A 1,783-nucleotide genomic window follows, 5' to 3' on the forward strand; every position below is an offset into this window, starting at 1 on the left:
TATTAACAGCAACTTCTGCTTTGTCTCGATTAAACTCCAAAGCTTGATCTTTAGACATTTGTAATAAAGTTGAGTAATAAGCCAGGGTAGAATTTTGAAAATTTGAAACACCATACCAACTAAACGTTGTCAGCAAGTACAGTAAGATAAAGCCAATAACATTCAGTGTGTATCGCCATTTAACAATTGGCTTTGACACTGACAATAATTTAACTGCCCAAAAAACAACTCCCAAAATAATAATCGACTTAACAATATTAAATTGCTCTACCCATAAAGAAAGCGTCATCCAGGGGTCTTCTGTAAATGCATGAAAACCAAAGCTTGAGGCGAAAGAGCGATACACCTCAAAATGCGACATTTGAACCAGCATCGGCAATGCAATAATCGCATAAACACCGAATTTATAAAAACGAGATTTAGCCATTGCTGGCCTCAATAAAAACAACAGCGACAGCAATGCTAACGATGACAGACCAAAATTAACCGCAACCCTTTTTATATCCCAGTTATCAATCACCCAGGCGTAGTCACGAACAACTAATAGATCGACTAGCGCAATCACCAGCCAAACTAGTAAGGTGGTTATTATTTGATTTGATCTAGCCATGTAGAAACGGTGTCAATTTCATTGTATTTGGTAAGGTCAATCTGCAATGGAGTGACTGATACGTAATTGTTAGCAATGGCATGGAAATCAGTGCCTACGCCGTTATCAGCCTCTTTGCCGTTTTCCCCAATCCAGTATAGGGATGAATCTTCTTTATCTTGAATACTGGGTTCAGACATATGGCGCTTGCCAAGGCGCGTAGTTTGAAAGCCCTTAATCTCATCAATTGATACATCCGGGACATTAACATTCAGCACCGTATCGTGTGATAGTTGCGCATGAGTGATTTGACTGATTAATTGTTGAACAATAATACCTGCTGTTTCAAAATTATGACCATTCCAGCTAGCAAGCGAAAAGGCAACTGATGGCAAGCCTAAGAAGCGCCCTTCTATGGCGCCTGCTACCGTGCCTGAATAAATAACATCATCACCTAAATTCGGGCCAAAATTAATACCTGTAACCACTAAGTCAAACGTATCGTCTAGAAAGCCACATAAGGCTAAATGCACGCAATCACTTGGTGTGGCATCAATACTGTAGACATTTGAGGCTATCTGGACAGGTTTTAATGCGCGATTGAGTGTTAAGGAGCTACTAGATGCTGATTTATTTTCATTCGGCGCAACAACAGTAACCTCATGGTCTTTCGATAAGTACCGAGTTAATGTTTGTATGCCTTCTGCTTGATAACCGTCATCATTACTAATGAGGATTTTCATTCGCCAATCGTAAGTTCGATCTGATCTTTTTTAACACCCACTTTAACCGTGCCACCATCAACTAATTTACCGAATAACAATTCATCAGCTAGCGGCTTGCGAATTTCTTTTTCAATCAGGCGTGACATTGGACGTGCACCCATATTGGCATCATAACCATTCGTCGCAAACCATTTTCTCGCAGCGTCAGAAATAACCAATGAAACTTTTTTATCTTCCAATGTGGCTTCAAGTTCAAATAAGAATTTGTTAACCACGTAGACAATCGTATCTTTATTGAGTGAGTTAAAGTAAATCACCTCAGATAAGCGGTTTCTGAACTCTGGGGTGAAAGTCTTCTTAAGTTCGCCTTCATAATCAAGTGAATGATCTTGATCGTTAAAGCCAATTGCTGCACGTTGTACGCTATGCGCACCCACATTAGAAGTCATTACCAATATGACATTTCTGA

General features: G+C 39.7%; 3 protein-coding genes. All 3 read right to left on the reverse strand.

The features are described from left to right. A partial coding sequence (locus tag P8M52_RS01745) for a hypothetical protein (protein WP_300306454.1) occupies positions 1-610 on the reverse strand: 610 nt, incomplete at its 3' end. Then, entirely contained in the window at positions 589-1,332 is a 744-nt protein-coding gene (gene surE / locus P8M52_RS01750; protein WP_300306456.1) for a 5'/3'-nucleotidase SurE, read from the reverse strand. The genes P8M52_RS01745 and surE, both read right to left, overlap by 22 nt. Continuing rightward, positions 1,329-1,783: AAA family ATPase (locus P8M52_RS01755; RefSeq protein ID WP_300306458.1), on the reverse strand; the 455-nt coding region annotated here is incomplete at its 5' end. The genes P8M52_RS01755 and surE, both read right to left, overlap by 4 nt.

Source organism: Candidatus Thioglobus sp. (assembly GCF_029243085.1).
In the GTDB taxonomy this organism is placed as follows: Bacteria; Pseudomonadota; Gammaproteobacteria; order PS1; family Pseudothioglobaceae; genus Thioglobus_A.